At 61.3% G+C, this 18,487-nt stretch carries 15 protein-coding genes and 2 pseudogenes; 11 read left to right on the top strand and 6 right to left on the bottom strand.

Translation table 11 applies throughout. From position 1 onward, the window contains the following. Positions 1-22: 22 nt before the first annotated feature. From JQK88_RS28775 to JQK88_RS28760, 4 genes and pseudogenes are all read right to left on the bottom strand, one after another. Complete coding sequence (locus JQK88_RS28775) at positions 23-1,168, bottom strand: iron-containing alcohol dehydrogenase (RefSeq protein WP_203280202.1); 1,146 nt, start codon at positions 1,166-1,168, stop codon at positions 23-25. Beyond that, entirely contained in the window at positions 1,165-2,550 is a 1,386-nt protein-coding gene (locus JQK88_RS28770; RefSeq protein WP_203280201.1) for an aldehyde dehydrogenase family protein, read from the bottom strand. Before JQK88_RS28770 ends, JQK88_RS28775 begins: the two co-directional genes overlap by 4 nt. Before the next feature lie 84 nt (positions 2,551-2,634). Next, positions 2,635-4,006 (bottom strand): annotated as a pseudogene (locus JQK88_RS28765) (glutamine synthetase family protein). Between the two features lie 103 nt (positions 4,007-4,109). Beyond that, entirely contained in the window at positions 4,110-4,895 is a 786-nt protein-coding gene (locus tag JQK88_RS28760) for an N-formylglutamate amidohydrolase (protein WP_192251687.1), read from the bottom strand. A gap of 403 nt (positions 4,896-5,298) precedes the next feature. Between JQK88_RS28760 and JQK88_RS28755 the strand changes: the two genes are divergently transcribed. The 11 genes and pseudogenes from JQK88_RS28755 to JQK88_RS28705 form a co-directional block, all read left to right on the top strand. After that, positions 5,299-6,768 (top strand): amidase, encoded by a 1,470-nt coding sequence (locus JQK88_RS28755; protein WP_203280200.1) that lies wholly within the window; start codon positions 5,299-5,301, stop codon positions 6,766-6,768. Then, positions 6,741-8,306 carry an ABC transporter substrate-binding protein gene (locus JQK88_RS28750; RefSeq protein WP_203280199.1) on the top strand — a complete coding sequence of 522 codons (1,566 nt, stop codon included), beginning with the start codon at positions 6,741-6,743 and terminating at the stop codon, positions 8,304-8,306. The genes JQK88_RS28755 and JQK88_RS28750 overlap by 28 nt, the downstream gene beginning before the upstream one ends. 57 nt (positions 8,307-8,363) lie before the next feature. Further along, positions 8,364-9,344, top strand: coding sequence for an ABC transporter permease (locus JQK88_RS28745; protein WP_203280198.1), 981 nt, complete (start codon positions 8,364-8,366; stop codon positions 9,342-9,344). A gap of 10 nt (positions 9,345-9,354) precedes the next feature. Next, complete coding sequence (locus JQK88_RS28740) at positions 9,355-10,263, top strand: ABC transporter permease (RefSeq protein ID WP_376740464.1); 909 nt, start codon at positions 9,355-9,357, stop codon at positions 10,261-10,263. Beyond that, the gene (locus JQK88_RS28735) at positions 10,263-12,074 is read left to right on the top strand and encodes a dipeptide ABC transporter ATP-binding protein (protein ID WP_192251700.1); all 1,812 of its coding nucleotides are present in this window, start codon (positions 10,263-10,265) and stop codon (positions 12,072-12,074) included. Before JQK88_RS28740 ends, JQK88_RS28735 begins: the two co-directional genes overlap by 1 nt. Beyond that, positions 12,064-12,822 (top strand): DeoR/GlpR family DNA-binding transcription regulator, encoded by a 759-nt coding sequence (locus JQK88_RS28730; protein ID WP_203280197.1) that lies wholly within the window; start codon positions 12,064-12,066, stop codon positions 12,820-12,822. The genes JQK88_RS28735 and JQK88_RS28730 overlap by 11 nt, the downstream gene beginning before the upstream one ends. Next, on the top strand, positions 12,815-14,083 hold the full coding sequence (locus tag JQK88_RS28725) for a Zn-dependent hydrolase (protein ID WP_192251706.1): 1,269 nt from the start codon (positions 12,815-12,817) through the stop codon (positions 14,081-14,083). Before JQK88_RS28730 ends, JQK88_RS28725 begins: the two co-directional genes overlap by 8 nt. Continuing rightward, a complete protein-coding gene (locus JQK88_RS28720; RefSeq protein WP_192251708.1) occupies positions 14,070-14,999 on the top strand; it encodes a phosphotransferase in 930 nt (309 codons plus the stop codon). Before JQK88_RS28725 ends, JQK88_RS28720 begins: the two co-directional genes overlap by 14 nt. 11 nt (positions 15,000-15,010) lie before the next feature. Further along, positions 15,011-15,949, top strand: a complete 939-nt coding sequence (locus tag JQK88_RS28715; RefSeq protein WP_203280196.1) for a choline/ethanolamine kinase family protein — start codon at positions 15,011-15,013, stop codon at positions 15,947-15,949. A gap of 4 nt (positions 15,950-15,953) precedes the next feature. Next, the gene (gene hisN, locus JQK88_RS28710) at positions 15,954-16,757 is read left to right on the top strand and encodes a histidinol-phosphatase (RefSeq protein ID WP_203280195.1); all 804 of its coding nucleotides are present in this window, start codon (positions 15,954-15,956) and stop codon (positions 16,755-16,757) included. A gap of 100 nt (positions 16,758-16,857) precedes the next feature. Further along, positions 16,858-17,442, top strand: a pseudogene (locus JQK88_RS28705) (thiamine pyrophosphate-dependent enzyme); the annotation flags it as partial. Here the strand turns inward: JQK88_RS28705 and JQK88_RS36520 are convergent. Both JQK88_RS36520 and JQK88_RS28700 read right to left on the bottom strand, forming a co-directional pair. After that, a complete protein-coding gene (locus JQK88_RS36520) occupies positions 17,427-17,702 on the bottom strand; it encodes a tautomerase family protein (RefSeq protein WP_312037343.1) in 276 nt (91 codons plus the stop codon). The pseudogene JQK88_RS28705 and the gene JQK88_RS36520 sit on opposite strands and share 16 nt — an antisense overlap. 21 nt (positions 17,703-17,723) lie before the next feature. Beyond that, positions 17,724-18,485 (bottom strand): alpha/beta fold hydrolase, encoded by a 762-nt coding sequence (locus tag JQK88_RS28700; RefSeq protein WP_192251715.1) that lies wholly within the window; start codon positions 18,483-18,485, stop codon positions 17,724-17,726. Between the last annotated feature and the right edge of the window lie 2 nt (positions 18,486-18,487).

Genomic DNA, 18,487 nt, shown 5'->3' with positions numbered 1-18,487 from the left:
CCAGGGAACCACGTACTCAAAATCAGAAGCAATCCTTGAAGAGTGCCTTCGTATTTTCGAGGGTCATAGGCACGGGATTACCGTCGGCACTTGGGTCGTCGATCGCCATGGCCGACAATTCGTCGATGCGATCAGGAGCGATTCCCATCGTCGACAGCTTGTCCGGCACGCCGAGTTCTTCGCGCAGCCTGAGCACATAGTCGAAGAAACCGTCGAAGCCGCCGGCAATGCCGAGATACGCGGCCGCGCTGGCGATCTTCGCCTCGATCGCCGGGCGATTGAAGGTCAGCACCGGCGGCATCACCACGGCATTCGTCATGCCGTGGTGGGTGTTATAGATGGCTCCGACCGGGTGGGACAGCGAGTGGATCGCGCCCAGCCCCTTCTGGAAGGCGACGGCGCCCATGGCGGCGGCCGACATCATGTGGGCGCGCGCCTCGATATCCGTGCCGTCCTTGTAGGCACGCGGCAGGTATTCCTTCACAAGACGCATGCCTTCGAGCGCGATGCCCTGGCTCATCGGATGGTAGAACGGCGAGCAATAGGCTTCCAGGCAATGGGCCAAGGCATCCATGCCGGTGCCCGATGTGATGACCTTCGGCATGCCGACCGTCAGTTCCGGGTCGCAGATCGTGACCGACGGCAGGAGCTTCGGGTGGAAGATCACCTTCTTCGTATGCGTCTGCGAATTGGTGACGACCGAGGCGCGGCCGACTTCCGAGCCGGTGCCGGCGGTGGTTGGCACAGCGACGATCGGCGCGATGCCGTACGGATTGGCGCGCGTCCACCAATCGCCGATATCCTCGAAATCCCATACCGGCCGCGACTGGCCCGCCATGAAGGCGATCGCCTTGCCGAGGTCGAGGCCGGAGCCGCCGCCAAAGGCGACGACGCCATCATGGCCGCCGTCCTTGAACGCTCTGACACCAGCTTCCAGGTTCCTGTCGGTCGGGTTGGGATCGACATCGGCAAACATCGCCCGGCCGAGGCTCGCGGCATCCAGAATGTCGAGCGCTTCTCTCGTGATCGCCATCGTCGAAAGGCCACGGTCGGTAACGAGTAGCGGCTTCGTTATGCCGACCGCCTCGCAGTGATCGGCCAGCTCCTTGATGCGGCCTGTCCCGAACTTAATGGCGGTCGGGTAGCTCCAGTTGGCGATGATGGTCATGCGAGTGCTTTCCTGAAATGGTAGGACTTCGGCCGCGTGAGATTGTGGAAGCCGATGACGGAGAGCGAGCCGCCGCGGCCGGTTTCCTTGACACCCGTCCAGCAGAGCGCCGGGTCGAGATAGTCGGCGCGATTCATGAAGACCGTGCCGGTTTCGAGATCGCGCGCGATGTTCGCGGCCCGCTCGGGATCCTTCGTCCACAGTGAGACGGTGAGGCCGTATTTGCAGTCGTTCATCAGCGCGAGCGCCTCTTCGTCGCTCTTCACCTTCATGATGCCGACGGCCGGGCCGAAGGTTTCTTCCGTCATGAATTCCATCGAATGATCGACATCGACGAGGATCTGCGGGGCGACATAGGCGCCGCCGTCATCGGCAGGGAAGAGTTTCGGATCGACCAGCGCCTTGGCACCGTGCGAGACGGCATCGGCGATCTGCGCGCGAACGGTCGCGGCGAAGCGCTTGTGCGCCATCGGTCCAAGCGTCGTTTCGGGGTCGAGCGGGTTGCCGAGCTTGTAGTTGGAAACCCACGCGACGGACTTTTCCACGAAGGCGTCGTAGTGCTTCTCGTTGACGTAGACGCGCTCGATGCCGCAGCAGCACTGGCCGGAATTGTAGGTGGCGCCATCCATCAGCGTGTCGACGGCGGCGTCGAGGTCCGCGTCTTCCATGACGTAGCCTGGGTCCTTGCCGCCGAGCTCGAGGCCGACCGGCGTGAAGGTGCCGGCGGCGGCCCGCTCGATCGACCGGCCGCCTTCGACGGAACCGGTGAAGTTGACGAAGTCGAAACTGTTGCCAGCGATCAGCGCCGAGGTCGTGTCATGGTCGAGGAAGACGTTCTGGAAGACGTCTTCCGGCACGCCTGCCTCGTTGAAAGCCCGTACCAGCCGCTCGCCGACGAGCAGCGTCTGGGCGGCGTGCTTGATGATGACGGCATTGCCGGCCATCAGCGCCGGGGCGATCGTGCTGATCGCGGTCATGTAGGGGTAGTTCCACGGCGCGATGACGAAGACGACGCCATGCGGCTCGCGCTCGATGCGGCGCTCGAATTGGGCACTCTCCTCGATGACGATCGGCGCCAGCGACGAACCGGCAATCTCGGCGACATAGTTGGAGCGCTCGTTGAAGCCCTTGAATTCACCGCCGTAGCGCACCGGGCGGCCCATCTGCCAGGCGATTTCCGGCACGATCTTGTCGGCCATCTCGTTGACGCGGGCGACACCCTTCAGCACCAGCTGGACACGGTCTTCGAGCGGGTACTTTGCCCAGGCCTTCTGCGCCTTCTTGGCGCGAGCCACGGCCTCTTGCGCGGCGGCCAGCGGCATCGCCTCACGCTCGGCATAAACCGAACCATCCACGGGGGATATGCATTTGATCACAGTCACCATTGACTTCCTATTGGTTCTGTCTGAGTTGATCTGCGGTAACGCGCGCTTCTAGGCTTGGCTAAATTGTTTCCCCGCCGGGTCCTAAGCTCTCTCGAAACCGCGGGCCACTTCCCAGTCGGTGATGCGGCGATCGTATTCCTCCTGCTCCCATTCCGCCGCGCGGGCATAGTGGTCAATGACGTCCTCGCCGAAAGCCTCGCGCAGCATCTTGGATTCCTTCAGTGCCGCCGTCGCCCCGCGCAGTGTCTTCGGGATTTCACGGATGTCCTTGCCGCCATAGGCATCGCCGACGAAGGGCGCTTCAAGTTCCAGCTTCTCCTCGATGCCGGCAATACCGGCGGCGAGCAGCGCCGCCATGGCGAGATAGGGATTGAGGTCCGAGCCGCCGACGCGGCATTCGATGCGGATGCCATTGGTGCCTTGGCCGCACAGGCGGTACCCGGCCGTGCGGTTGTCCTTGCTCCAGATCGCCTTGGTCGGCGCGAAGGTGCCGGCGACGAAGCGCTTGTAGGAGTTGATGTAGGGCGCGAGGAAATAGGTGATCTCGCTCGCATGCGCGAGCAGGCCGGCGACATAGTTCCGCATCAGCTCCGACATGCCATACTTGGCATCCTTGTCGAAGAACTTTGCCTCGTTGCCGTCCGCGCTCCACAGCGACTGGTGGATATGCGAGGAGGAGCCGGCGGCGGTGTAGTTCCATTTGGCGAGGAAGGTCACGGACTTGCCGCGCTGCCAGGCGATCTCCTTGGTGGCATTCTTGATGATCGAATGCCGGTCGGCCATGGTCAACGCGTCCGCATACCGTACGTTGATCTCTTCCTGACCGGGCGAGGCCTCGCCCTTGGAGTTTTCCACCGGAATGCCCGCGCCCTGCAGACCATTGCGCAGGGCCCGCATGACATCCTCTTCCTTGGTGGTCTGGAAGATGTGATAATCCTCGTTGTAGCCGGAGGTGAGGCGCAGGTCGCGGTAACCGCTCTCGCGTGCGCCATCGAAACTCTGGTCAAAGAGGAAGAATTCGAGTTCGCTCGCCATGAAGGCCTTGAGGCCCATGGCCTCCAGCCGATTCACCTGCTTCTTGAGGATGGCGCGCGGCGAGTGCGGCACTTCCTCGTGGGTATGAGGATCGAGCACGTCGCAGAGCACCAGCGCCGTGCCTTCGAGCCAGGGCAGTTTGCGCAGCGTGGCGAGGTCCGGCTTCATCGTGTAGTCGCCGTAACCGGCGGCCCAGCTCGTCGACTTATAGCCGGGGACGGTCTCCATCTCCATATCGGTGGCGAGCAGATAATTGCAGCTATGCGTCCTCTTCGTAGGCGCCATCTACAAAGAACTGAGCGTGAAAACGCTTGCCCAACAAGCGGCCCTGCATATCGACAAGGCATGCGAGAACGGTGTCGATGCGACCTTCGGTGACATCCTTTTTCAAGTCATCGAATGTGTAAGTAATGGGCATCGAAGTACCTCAGTGGATGGATGGTGCTTCCGAAAACGCACGCTGCCGAAAAGCATCCCGACCCACCGCCGGTTGCAATCAGATCGTGTGATGTGAATTCTCTTTAGTGCTGCCAGTCGCCCTGTATCGCCTCGGCGCCTTTTTTTATTAGCGCGGACAGGTATGCCGCGATCGTGGCCTGCTGTTGCGTGCTGGCCAGAAGATCGTTTCGAACTTCTATCACCACGTTAGGAATGCTGTTTGCGATACCATGCTCGAGTAGTGTGTGCGTGACACCGTCGGCAGGGCCATAGGGCTGGTTTCGCAGAACTTTGTATCGTCGATCCTGCCGTTCAGCTTCTGAAAGCATCGCCTCTGCAAGCCGGCTGTCGCTGTCGTGCAAAATTCCGATCTCAACCTCGCGTTCTTTGCCAAAATAGATCGGTGTGTAACTGTGGATCGTCACCAGGATGGTTTCTCGTCCTCCGGCCTTGCGAGAGGAAAGAAGCTCGAAAAGACCATTGCGAAACGGCAAGTAAATTTCATCGATGCGCGCCTGGCGCTCCGCCTCTGAAATGCTTTTGTTGCCCGGGATTTGATACGTCTCGCTTTTCTCGACGATTGCCGATGCTGCCTCCGGTGGCCGATTGCAGTCATAGACCAGTCGAGAAAAACGCTGGTAGCAAAGGCTTGCATCCAGAGAAGAGGAAAGGAGCCTCGATAGCTCGAGAGCGCCTGGGTCCCAGGCGATATGGCTCTCGAGTGCCGAGGGATCCAGACCAAGGTCTCCAAGCTTCGCCGGTAACAGCCGAGAGGCATGCTCGCACACGATGACGATATTGCCTCGGGCACCTTCGTTCTCGATCGCGATCGCCGACGTGCCGGGATCTAACAATATGGATTTGTCCATCCTTTGCCTCCGCTGCCGGCGCAGATCATATCAACAAAATCCACAAAAGCAACACAGTACAAACAGGTTATTTTTTGACTTCTGCCGGCTCGCGCGAGAGGGCGCGCTTGATGGACAGGCCTTTCCCTGGCATCGGCCGCCCAAGAATTTGCCGGGTCTCGAAATCATCTGCGATTGCCAAAAGATGATTATATAACCTGCATATAGCAAGATTATTGAGACGCGCTCAACCATCCCGTTCAGCGCTCGGAACTTCCGGCCTTCAGGGTCGCAAGCGACGAAGCCAAACATTCGCAAACAGGCGATACCCGAACATGCGAAATGTTGCAGATGCGCAGCGATCCTGTTGACAAGTCCAAAATATCAACATAAATCCACATACATGCCAAAGAGGACGTCGCCTGTGGATTTTTCAGTTCTTTCACTAAGCGCAGCAATCTCTTCCGGCAGTCTCACGTCCGAGTCGCTGGTCCAGGAGAGCCTGGCGCGCATCAGGCGACTGAACCCTATCCTCAACGCCTTCAGTCAGGTGTTCGAGGAGGAGGCGCTGGATGAAGCTCGCGCCTGCGATCGGGAGGCGGCGCAGGGCCGTCTGCGTGGCCCTCTCCACGGAATTCCCATGGGCGTCAAAGACCTCTTCTTCGTGTCGGGTCGCCTCTGCCAGCGCGGCTCCGCCCCCTACCGAAATTTCGCTCCCAAGGCGACGGCGCCGATCGTCCAACGGATGATCGACGCCGGCTCAATCATGATCGGAAAGACGACGACCACCGAAATGGGATGGTCCGGTTCGGGTAACTCCGAATTCTACGGGCCGACCCGCAACCCTTGGAATCCAGAGCTCACAAGCGGCGGTTCCAGCTCGGGGTCCGGCGCCGCGCTTGGCGCCAGGATGGTCCCCTTCACATTGGGATCCGATGGTGGTGGTTCGGTGCGTATCCCGGCGGCCTTTTGCGGCATCTTCGCCATGAAGGGGTCGCTGGGGCGCGTTCCAACCTGGCCGTGGAGCGCGACCGAGACGCTGTCGCATGCCGGACCGATGAGTCTTTCAGCCAAGGACAGCGCGCTGCTGTTCAATGTCGCGAAGGGGCCCGATCCACGAGACCATCAGGCCCTGCCAGACGATGGCGCCAACTATGCCGACATGCATTCAATGCAGTCGCTACGCATTGGCTTTGCGCCGAGCCTGTTCGGCTTTCCGGTTGCGCGCGAGGTCGACCGCGCCGTGCGCGATGCAGTTGGCGTGCTTGCGCGCGAACTCGGCATCGACGTTCGCCCGGTCTCTCTCGACTGGGAGGATCCGATCCGGATCTTCGAGACGCTCTGGGTTGCCGGCCGCGGTGTCGCCTATGGTGCCCAGGCCGACCTCTCCGATTTCGGCAGCGGGTTTCGACGCCTCGTCGAGGCGTCGGCGCAGTATGCCCTTGCGGACTATCTGTCGGCGGCGAAAGCGCGGGCCGAATTTGCCGGAAGCGTGCACGCGCTCTTCGAGAATATCGACCTGCTGCTTCTGCCTACAGTTCCGGTTGAGCCCTTTGCCGCAGATCGCGAGACGCCGGAAGGCTTCAATTCGCCGTCACAGGTGCTCGCCTGGACCGGTTGGACGCCCTTCACGTACCCTTTCAACCTGTCGGGCAACCCCGCGGCCTCGCTGCCGTGCGGCCTGACGGCAAACAGACTGCCGGTTGGCCTGCAGGTCGTGGGCCGGCGCCATGCAGATGCGCTTGTCATGGCGTTCTGCCAGCAGGCCGAAGACCACCTCTTCAAGAAAAACGTACCTCCACTTGTCGGTGCTGGCGGCAAAGCGGAGCGGGGAACATCCAGCAATCCAAATGAGGAGATATCATTATGGAATTCAGCAGGAGAACATTTCTGAAAAGTTCGGCGCTTGCCGGCGTGGCGGCCGGTTTGCCCGTACTCAACACGTCCTTCCTGGTCGACCCGGCACATGCCGCGGCGGGAAAGGTCCTCAATTTCCTGTCGGCCGAAAACCTGACCGGCAATTGGGATCCATCCTCCCACACGACGTTGGCCCAGATCAATCTCGAGAGCTTCGTATTCGGCTATCTCACACGGGCGCCGATGGAGCCGGGCAAGTCCGACGAGCTGGTCATGGAACTGGCGACCGACATGAAGCTGATCGACGAGCACACGCTCGAATTCAAGCTGCGCGAGGGTGTGACTTTCCACGACGGCAAGCCGTTCGGCGCCGAGGACGTGAAGGCGACTTTCGAATACGCCAGCCAGCCCGACCGGCCGGCGGCATGGTATCCAGGTCCCTGCGAGGTCGAAGTCGTCAGCGAGCATGTCGCGCGCGTCAAGACCGACAAGGCAGGCTACCCCGCGAGCCTTTTCTGGTTTCTCTCGGCCTTCCTGCCGATCATGTCGGCGAAGGACGTTGCGGACAAGAAGGCGCTTTCGGCCCGGCCGAACGGCACCGGCGGTTTCAAGTTCGTGAAGCAGGACGGCAATACCACCGTTCTTGAAGCCTTCGACGGTTTCTACCTCGGAAAGCCAACCATTCCGGGTATAAACTTCAGCTTCAACGGCGATGCGACGACGCGCACGCTCGCGCTGTTGAACGGCGAAGCCGATCTCATCGAGCGCCTCGAAGCCGAGCAGGTCAAGACGATCGAGGACGCCGGCGGCTTCAAGCTGCACAAGGCGGTGTCGGTCGAGAACAAGTACCTCTGGTTCCGTTGCTCCAAGCCGCCCTTCAACGACGTCCGGCTGCGCCAGGCAGCAGCCCATGCCATCGACCGGTCCGTGATTCTCGACATCCTCGGCGTCTCGGGCCACCCCTCCAATGCCTGGATATCGCCCGTCAAGTTCGGCTATGTCGACACGCCGAACTACCCCAAATTCGATCCGGATCAATGCCAGAAACTCCTGGCTGAAGCCGGTTTCCCGAAAGGGCAGGGCCTGCCTGAACTCGAATACATCACTTCGGTCGGCTTCTATCCCAAGACCAAGGAATATGGCGAGGTCATCACGTCCATGCTCCAGGACCAAGGGTTCCCGGTGAAGCTGAATGTCATGGAGGTTGCGGCCTGGAATGAGCGGCTCTACGATCGGCCAGGCGGCGGTCCCGGCCACATGATTGACTGCGGGTGGTCGACAGGTTCGCCCGAGCCCGATCTGGTGCTGCGCACCCACTTCCATTCGAGCTCCAAGCGCATCTGCGGCATCGAGGACAAAGAGCTGGACGCAGTCTTGGACAAGGAGCGCAACACCCTGGATCCCGCGCAGCGAAAGGCAGTGATCCAGAACGAGGTCATGCCAATGCTGGCCGACAAGGTGCCGTCACTGTCCTTGTTCACGTCCGTCTTCATTCACGCCATGCGCAATGGGTTGGACGGCATGTACTTCTATCCCAACGGCATGATGGACGCGAACAAGTCGACTCTGGCCTGATTTGCGAACTGCGGCCGCGCGAGATCGCGGCCGCGCTCTGGGGTCAAGGAGAACCCGATGTTCGTTCTGTCGTTCTTGTTGAGAAGGCTCCTGCAGGGGAGCCTGATCATCCTGCTCGTCATCTTCATCATCTTCACGCTGCTGCGTGTGGTGCCGGGAGACCCTGCGCGGCTTATCGTCGGCGGCATGGCCCCCGACGCCGTGGTTGCCATGAAGGCGAAGGAGTTGGGACTTGACCGACCCATTCCGATCCAATTCCTGTCTTACCTTTCAGATCTCGCGACGGGCGATCTCGGCACGTCCTTCGTCCGTCCAAAGAGCGGCGCCAGTCTCGGCGGTTCAGCCTTCGACGACTCCACGAGGGAGGACCGCGCCAAGGTTCTCGATCTCATTCTTGGCACGCTGCCGATGACGCTCCAACTCGCGGCCCTCTCGCTTGCCATTGCTTTGTCGGTGGCCGTGCCGCTCGGCACGCTCGGCGGCCTTCATCCTGGACGCTGGCCGGACAAGCTCGCGCTCGGCCTCGGGTCGATCTGCGTGTCGACACCGAACTTCTGGCTCGGCATCGTGTTGACGTTGTTTCTTTCCGTAAAATTGAAGCTGCTTCCGGCTATAGGCTATCGCGGTTTCAGCTACACGATCCTGCCGGCAATCGTGCTGGCTGTAGAGATCATCCCTTTCATTTTGCGCACGCTCACCGTGTCGGTGGCGCAAGTGATGCGCGAGGAATTTATACAGATTGCGCCGATCCGGGGCCTCACACGCAGCCGCACGGTCCTGTTGCATGCGCTCGGCAACGCGGCGATCCCTCTCGTCAACCTGCTCGGCGTCCAATTGGGTATGTTGCTCGGCGGTGTTCTCGTCGTCGAGTTCATCTTTGACTACCCCGGTCTCGGTCTCCTGACGATCAATGCCGTACTGCAGCGCGATTTCCCGCTGATCCAGGGAATAGCGATCTTCATTTCCGTGATGTTCGTGGCGATCAACATCCTCGTCGACCTGATCGCGATGACCATCGACCCGAGGCTGGAGTACTGATGTGAGCGATATCGTTCAGCAGGGCGCCGCCCCACGCACCGTTGCAAGACGCGGTCTCACGCCGACTCGCCGCATGCTCCAGATCGCCGTCGGGCGCATGGACTTCCGCATCGGCTTTGTCGGTTTCGTCCTGCTCGTCGGGCTTTCGTTCTTGCTGCCATTGATCAGCCCGATCGACCCGATCAAGATTGCCTACAGTTCCAAGCTGCTGCCACCGTTTCCGGCAGAGGGGTGGCGATGGCCCTATCTGCTCGGCACGGATCAACTCGGTCGCGACGTCCTGATGCGCTGTTTGGTGGGCCTGCGCTATTCCCTTCTCATCGGTCTAACCACGGTGATCCTTATGTTCATCGTCGGGTGCAGCCTTGGTCTTTATGCCGGCTTTCGCGGCGGCTGGGTGGATGCCGTGATCATGCGGCTGACGGACGCGCAACTCTCGATCCCGATGATCATCCTTGCGATTACCATCCTTGGCGTCTCCCGCCCGACCGTGCCGGCCATCATTCTCGTGCTCGGTCTGTCCGGCTGGCCGCTTTATGCCCGCGTCGCCCGGTCCGTGGCGCTCGGCGAGCGCAATCGTGGCTATGTGCTCGGCGAGCGGGTGCTGGGCGCATCGGATCTCAGGATCATGGTGCTCTTCGTCGCGCCCGTCGTGTTGCCGCCGATCGCCTTCGTCGCCGTGCTCGATATCGCCCGAATGATGATCTTCGAATCCATTCTGGGCTTTCTCGGTCTTGGCGTGCAGCCGCCGACGCCCACCTTCGGCAACGTGATCGCGGATGCGCGCAAATATCTGCTCAATGCGTGGTGGATCGCCACCATGCCGGGCCTTTTCATGCTGGTGTCGCTCACTTGCCTCAACTTGATGGGTTCGGCCCTCGAGCGCGCGCGCAACGCGGTGCTGAGAGGAGAAGCATGATGAGCGACCCCATCCTTGCCGTCTCCAATCTCGGCGTTGACCTCCAACGGGAGGGCAGGATCAAGCGCATCGTCGACAATGTCAGCTTCGCCTTGCAACCAGGCGAAGTTCTCGGCCTCGTCGGTGAGGCAGGCTCTGGCAAGTCCGTCCTGGCCCGCGCACTGGTACGCGCGATCGCTCCGCCCCTGGAAATCGTCTCGGGCAAGGTCGTCTTCGAAGGGCGGGACATCCTCTCCCTGGACCCGCGCGCCCTTGCCCGAGTGCGCGGCAATCGTATCGGTTTTATCGGGGCGAACCCGATGGGATCGCTCGACCCGCGGCTGCCGATCGGCCAGCAGATTGTCGAAAAGCTGCGTTCGGTCCAGCCGGAGATCGGCCGAGCCGAGGCGCGCGACAGAGTCCTCGACTTCTTCGGCCGCGTCCGTATCCCCTCGCCAAGCGCACGCTTCCATGAGGCGCCGTTCCAGTTCTCGGGCGGCATGATGCAGCGTGTCATGATCGTTGACGCGCTCGTCTCCGACCCCTCGCTTGTGATCGCCGACAACATCACTCAGCCGCTTGACGTGACGGTCGCTGCGCAGATCATTCGCCTTATCGATGGTCTACGGCAGAGCCTCAACACGGCCTTCCTGTTCATCTCCTCGTCGTTGCCGGTGGTGGCGCAACTGGCAGAGCGCACGCTGGTGATGCAGCGCGGCCAAATCGTCGAACAGGGACTGACGTCAGAGCTTGCGGCAAACCCGCGACAACCCTATACGCGCACCCTGCTCTCCCGCATTCCACCAATCTGGAAGGATGTAATGGCACCGACCGCGACGGACGGCGAGGCTGTGCTCAAGGTGGACAATGTGGTCCGTACCTATTTCGTGCGCCGGCGTGGTTCGTTCAACGCCTATAACCAAGTCCAGGCGGTGCGGGGCGTCTCCTTCACAGTCAAGGCCGGAGAAAACTTCGGCATTGTCGGCGAGAGCGGTTGCGGCAAGTCGACCCTGACCCGGCTTCTTGCCTGGCTGGAACAGCCGGACGGCGGCCGTATCGCCTTTCTCGGCAAGGATCTCTCGCATCTTTCCGCGCACTCGCTCACCGAGATGCGCAAGTCGTTCCAACTCCTCTTGCAGGATCCCTATGGCTCCCTTCCGGCCGGCATGCCGCTTTTGCGAATGATCGAGGAGCCGCTCCTGATACACGGCTTCGATAGAGCTGAAGCCGCGCGGCGCGCTCAGGAAGCAATGATCGAGGTAGGGCTCGATGCCGAACTTGCCCACCGGCTGCCGGTGGGCCTCAGTGCCGGTCAACGCCAGCGCATAAACATCGCCCGAGCGCTGGTGCTAAGGCCGCGCCTGCTGATCCTCGATGAGACGCTGTCGGCGCTCGACCAGGTGGAGCAGGCGGAACTTCTCGATCTCTTCAACCGGCTTCAGGCGACCTACGGGTTTTCCTACGTGTTCATCTCGCACGATCTCGCGCTTGTGCGCCGCATGTGCCACCGTATAGCCGTCATGTATCTTGGACGCATCGTCGAACTCGCGGATAATACGACCCTGTTCGAACAACCACATCATCCCTATACGCGCGCGCTGCTGAGCGCCATGCCGACGCTGGAACACAATCATTTCCCGCATACGCGCTACCTGCTTGACGGCGAGCCGCCGAGCCCGATCGACCTGCCGCTTGGCTGTTCGTTCCGTTCGCGCTGCCCGCGCGCTGAGAACGATTGCCAGAAGACCGACCCGCCGCTGCTCGCGCTTGCCGGCGGCAACTACGCCGCCTGCCTGCACAGGCATGAGAAGGAGACCGCCGATGTCGAGTGAGGTCCGCAAGGAAGTCATCCTTGAGCGGCTTGGTCGCGACCAGCGCGTCAGCGTGCTCGAGCTTTCGGCGGAATTCAAAGTTTCGGGTGAAACAATCCGGCGGGATCTGAAGGATCTCGAAGCCGAGGGTACCGTGCGGCGGGTGCATGGAGGCGCCATTCCGGCGGGCCGCACCGCGGACACTCCGATCACCGAGCGTATCCAATTCAACGCGCTTGAGAAGGACGAGGTCGCGGGTATGGCGCGCGGGCTGATCAGCGACGATTGCGTCATTTTCCTCGATACGGGCACGACAACGCTGGCGCTCGCCCGCCGCCTCGTCGGCTTCAAGAAGCTTAAGCTTTACACCAATTCGCTGCGGATCGCTCAAGCAGCCTGCGAACATTTCGGCGTGCGGGTACAGATGACGCCCGGAAGCTTGCGTCCGATAGAGCAGGATCTCGTTGGCTACGAGACGATCTCATACATCCAGCAGTTCCACTTCGACATGGTCTTCATGGGGGCCGCCGCCATCAACGCGGACTACGGCTTCATGGATTTCGAGGAGGACGAGGCGCGTATCCGCCAGGTGCTCCTCAAGCAGACCGCCCATAGCGTCGTGATCGCCGATCATTCGAAATTCGGTAAAGTTGGCAACGTGATCACGGCCCCATTTGGAGGCGTAAACACGCTCGTCACCGATCGGCGTCCGCCGGAAAACATCTTTGGAGCGGTCCGGGCTGAAGAATTAGAGATCATCCATGCTTAGCACCGGGACGCGACCGGGACCGGATCTTACCGCCATCTTCGATCAGATTTCCGCTATCGGCAGCCAGCCGGGAGAGGGCGTCACGCGCTTGGCGGCGAGCGCCGAGGACGGAGTGGCACGGCGCGCCTTCGCTGAATGGATGGCACAGGGTGGCGCTCGGGTCACGCACGATGCAGTTGGCAACCAGTTCGCCTGCTTCGAGTGGGCGGGCCAGAATGCGCCCTGGATTTTTGCGGGCTCTCACCTGGACACGCAGCCACGAGGCGGCCGCTTCGACGGAACGCTGGGCGTGCTTGCCGCCGGCTCCGTGGCGCTGGATCTCCATGAGGAGGTTCGAACCGGCCAATTCAAGCCAGGCCGGAACCTGGCAATTTTGAATTGGACAAATGAAGAAGGCGCTCGTTTCCAGCCGAGCCTGACGGGGAGCGCCGTTTTCTCCGGTGCCCTCTCTCTCCATGAGGCACTAGGCCTTCGGGACGGTTCTGCTACCAGCCTGCGGGACGCTCTCGCCGCAATTGGCATTGATGGCGATAGCGGTGCCGTGCCGCCGCGCCCCGAAGCCTATGTGGAACTTCACGTCGAGCAGGGACGGAAGCTTATCGAGGCGGGCCGCCAAACCGGAATAGTCGAGGGAACGTGGGCGGCGCGAAAGATAACCGTCAGATGGATCGGCCGAGCCGCGCATACCGGCCCGACGCCTATGTCGGATCGCCGTGATGCTCTTCTGGCCGCCGCGCAAGGCATCGCCGCCTTTGAAACTTTAATCGCGGCACGCCATCACCATCTGCAGCGGTCAGCCGCGCGCATCGTCATAGAGCCGAACTCGCCGAACGTGGTGGTCGAACGGGCGAGCGTGTGGTTCGAATTGCGCGGCCCTGACATTGAAGAACTCCATACGGCTGGCCAGGTGGCGTTGGCGGCATTCGAGAAGGCCGCCGCGGATACGGGCACGCGCCTGGAGGTCGTGGCCGACACGCTAAGGGCACCAGCCAGCATGGATCGTCGGCTCTTGGAGATCGTCGACAGCGCGGCGCAAGCCTGCGGTTTTGTTCCACTGATGATGCGATCGGTTGCCGGGCACGATGCAGTCGCGTTGCAAAACAGCGGCATTCCTTCCGCGCTTTTGTTCATTCCGAGTGTCGGCGGCATCGCCCATCATCCCGATGAGTTCACGGAACAGGAAGACGTGGAAGCCGGGGTGACTGTCCTCAAAGCGGCGCTGCGACGCCTGGTGGAGGGAGAGTACGATGCAGGACGATAGCGCAGTCAGGGCCGCGCTTGACGCGATCGGTCTTGCCGGCGCGGTCCTCTCACCTGAAATCAGCGGCGTCGTGTCGCCAATCCACCGGGCCGTGGAGAACCATTGCTGCTTTGCCTTCCTGGACGGCCGTCAGCCGGTCTTCGTCAAACGCCGGCGCGCCGACATGGCGCATTTCATCATGGCCGAGCACGCGGCGGAGGCCAGCCGCAAAGCGGGTGAGCTCGACATCGCGCCGCGACTGCTGCATGCCGATCCGGTCAACGCAATCCTGGTTTTTGAGGCGCTCGGCGATGAATGGGCCTGGGGGCGCGCGGATGTCCTGCGCCGGCCTCAGGTCCTCGAGAACCTGCTCAAGGCAAAGCGTATCTTTCACAAGGCTGCGCCGCTACGGGAAACCCGGAGCGTTTTCGATTTGGTTGCCGGCTATCGCCAACTGGCCGATGCTCCGGACGTAATCCTTCCCGCGCCGGTCCTCACCGTCTCGGCCGCTGTCGAGCGCATCGCCGAGGCCATTGCCGCCGCGGGCGTCGACGCCGTTCCCTGTCATGCGGACGGAGTATCGTCCAACGTTATGGTCGGGCACGACCATGCAGTTAGGCTGGTCGATTTCGAGTGGGCGCGCCAGGCGGACCCCGCGCACGATCTCGGAACCGTTCTGGCCGAACTGCTTCCCTTCGACGGCGAGGCACTTCTGGCGATCGAGATGGCCACTGGAAGGCCAGATGCACAGGTGCTGGCGCGGGCGCGCCTCTACGGAGCGGCGGATGATCTCATGTGGGCGCTGTGGGGTTTCATCAGCGCTGCCCGCTCTCCGCGCAAGCATGTCGAGTTCTTCAAATATGCCGAATGGCGGCTTCTGAGGGCGCGGACCGTGGTTGAGGGACCGCGCTTCGACATGTGGCTAAAGCGGGTCTAAGCGAGGTGCCGATGAGACGCAGGTTGGGGGAAGGCACATCTTCGGAAGAAGGCGCAATCGAGCGGGCGATTCTGGCCGTTTCGGCCTGGCGGGGCCGCGAGGCCTGCTATGAGCCCGTGCCCGGCGGCATCAGCAATCCAAACTGGCGCGTCGAAGTTGCAGGCGCCCCGCATCGTTTCTTCGTCAAGATCCCAGGCGAGGGGACTGAGATGTTCATCGACCGAAGGACCGCGAATGAAGCCGGTCGCAACGCGCACGCGGCGGGTGTCGGCGCCCGCATATTCCACTTTTTTCCGAACACGGGCGTTGAGATCAGCGAGTTCGTTGAAGGCCTAAGAACATCAACCAATGCAGATTTCCTCGATCCAGTTGTGCGGCTCAACGGTCTTCGCGCACTGAAAGCCTTCAATGACAGCCCTCAACTTTCACAACAAAAGACCACTTTCAATATGATCGACGAACATTTCCAGCAGGCCTTGGTGTTGGGCGGGGAGTTCCCGAGCGATTTCGGCTGGCTCAATGCACGCTATCGCGAGGCGCGGCAGGCGCTGGAAGCGTCTGGCCTCGACCTGGCGCCCTGCATGAACGATACACTCGCCGGTAATTTCCTGCTTCATGTCGATCGGCGCGTCATGCTTGTCGATTTCGAATATGCCTCGACCAACGATCGTGCCGCCGAGCTGGCACTCTGGTTTGTCGAGATGTGCTTCTCGCCAGAGATCGAGGCCGAACTGATCGAGGAATATTATGGGCACGTCGATCAGGCCGTGCTGGCGCGGGTTTCGCTGTTCAAGGCGCTTGTCGACTTGAAGTGGTCGACATGGGCGATGGTGCAGAACAGGGTCTCACGCCTCGATTTCGATTTCTTCAAATACGGCTTCTGGAAGCACATGCGGGCACGCTTCATGATGAGCGATCCCCGCTGGTCAATGTGGCTGAAGGCGGTCTGACGGAATGCAAAACGCTAAGAGCATGATTTCTCCAGCGTTCCTCCGCCGCGTTGCCGAAGTGGCCGCGCGCGAGGCGCTGCCCCGGTTCCGGCTGCCTGGCCTTGTCGCCAACAAGTTTGCCGCCGGTTTCGATCCAGTAACGGAAGCCGACCGTGAGACGGAGAAGGCTATAAGGGAACTGATCAAAGCGGAGTATCCGGAACACGGCGTTCTTGGCGAGGAGTTTGGTGCGGAAGGGGTTGAAGCCAAGCATGTCTGGGTCGTGGATCCAATCGATGGCACGCGCTCCTTTATTTCCGGCATCCCGCTTTGGGGAACGCTCGTTGGACTGATGGAGGATGGCGGTGCGGTTGCCGGAATGATGGCGCAGCCCTTCATAGGCGAGCTGTTCTATGCGACCGGCGACGGCACGCACTATGAAGGGCCGCACGGCCAGGGACAGCTCGCGACCCGTGCGACGGAAGACCTGTCCGAAGCGACGCTCTTCACGACGACCCCAGTGATTTTTGAACCTGCGCAGCGGGCCTCCTTCCATCGGTTGGAACGGCAGGTCCGCCTCTCCCGTTACGGCACTGACTGCTATGCCTATTGCATGCTTGCCGCCGGTCAAATCGACATCGTCGTCGAGGCCGGGCTTCAACCATATGACATCGTCGCCTTGATCCCGATCATCGAGCAGGCTGGCGGAGTTGTTACCGGATGGGATGGGGGCCCCGCGGAGCGCGGCGGTGGTATCGTCGCGGTGGCCAATACGGCTCTTCACGCCAGAGTCCTGGATGCCTTGCATGGAAGCCACTCTTTCGCTTGAGAGGGCGACCATCTGATGAATTGCCTGATCAAAAGAAGGGAAAGCTAAGCTGAAATAATTGAGGCTGCGGAGACCGCGTTCGAAAGAGCGTGCAGGAGAGATGGCGCCCGCCACAACCGCCGCAGCCAATGCCGCCGCCGGGCGTGCCGACGTGGTGTTTGCTCTCGGAACGCGGCTGCAAGATTTCATTACCGGCTCGTGGACCGTCTTCTCGCCGGAAACGCGTTTCGTTTCGCTCGACACGGCTCGTTTTGACGCTGTGAAGCACCGTGCTCTTGCGGTCGTTGGTTATGTGCGCGAGGGCCTCGCTGATATCGATGCCGGTCTTGGCGCGTGGCGGGCGAACCCGAATTGGTTGGCACAAGGTCAGGCCGACATGGCCAATTGGGACGCACTGATTGATGAACTCCAGGCCCCTGACAACGCCTTCGTGCCGTCTTATGCGCAGGTGGTCGGCGTCGTGAACCGGGCGGCGGATGCGAAGGACATGGTGCTCGCCTCGGCCGGCGGCATCGTCGGCGAACTGACCAAGGGATGGCGGGTCACCGACACCTATGGCTTCGACTGCGAAATGGGCTCGTCGACCATGGGCTACGAGATCGCCGGCGGCTGGGGTGCCGCCATGGCGCGCGAGGATGGCGACGTCTTCGTCATACTCGGCGACGGTTCTTACATGGATGATGAATTCCGACATTTATTCGAGTGTCCTGACAGGCCACGCGGGCGAGAAACGATCTCGACCAGAACGAAACGCTCTGTCCGGGGAATATCGAGCCCGGTATCGAGCGCGATCATCATGTCCGAAGGATGCTGATGGACAATCTGGTAGCGATCACGCTCGGGAACTTGAAATGAGCGCACCATGACATCGTGCGCGGTATCGACAAGCGCGGCGAGATCCTCTTGCGGCCGCCCGCTGTAAACATGAAACTTCAACAGGGGCACGCAAACCTCCTTATGCCCGACTTAGTCGAGTTTTGAGAAAAGAGCTTCCGCAAGGACCGACGGCTCTTCCCACATCGGATAGTGTCCGCACCCCTTCAAAACCTGTAATTCGAAGTTCGGGAACCAGGCTCCGATCGTCTCGCGAAGCCGCTGTGGCACGGCGCCGGGATCCATTTCGCCGATAATGACGCGAACAGGGACACTGACAGGACCGATTTCCTCGGCAAAGCCCGGCCCCGTCCAAGACGACATGTAGGCCTCGAGCACATCAGGCCTGGTCCCGGAAATGCTGGTGCTGCACAAGTCCGCCACCCATTCATCCGATCGGACCCCGCCTGTGTTGGCGTTGATCAGCTTCTGCCTCGCTTCTGGAACGTGGATTGCCGACAGCAGCATCCGGCGGCGTTGCTCGTCAATTTTGGCACCGGAAGCGGGCACGGGAGCCAAGAGCACAACTGAAGAAATCCTGTCTGTAGCATCCACGAGGAGTCTCTGCGCAGACATGCCCGCCATCGAATGCCCCACAACGTGAATCCGGTCCCAGCCGAGCCCGTTGGCGCAGGCGATGATGTCGTCAGCGATCTGCTCCACGGTGTACGGCCCGTCGCTTCGGATTCGGGTGCCGTAACCTCTCGCGTCGAGCAACGCAAAACTGAAACGGGTCGGATCGATGGATGGCACGAACGGATCGAACAGGTGATGATCGCCCATCCAGCCGGTCACAGCAATAATGCGCGTAGGGCCCTTTCCGACGACCCGCGCCGGCGCGATTTCCGATGTCATCG

Origin of the sequence: Mesorhizobium caraganae (genome assembly GCF_016836705.1) — a bacterium.
Taxonomy (GTDB): domain Bacteria; phylum Pseudomonadota; class Alphaproteobacteria; order Rhizobiales; family Rhizobiaceae; genus Mesorhizobium; species Mesorhizobium caraganae.
The sequence above is the reverse complement of the archived record's forward strand: the minus strand, read 5'-3'. Positions and strand labels throughout refer to the sequence as shown.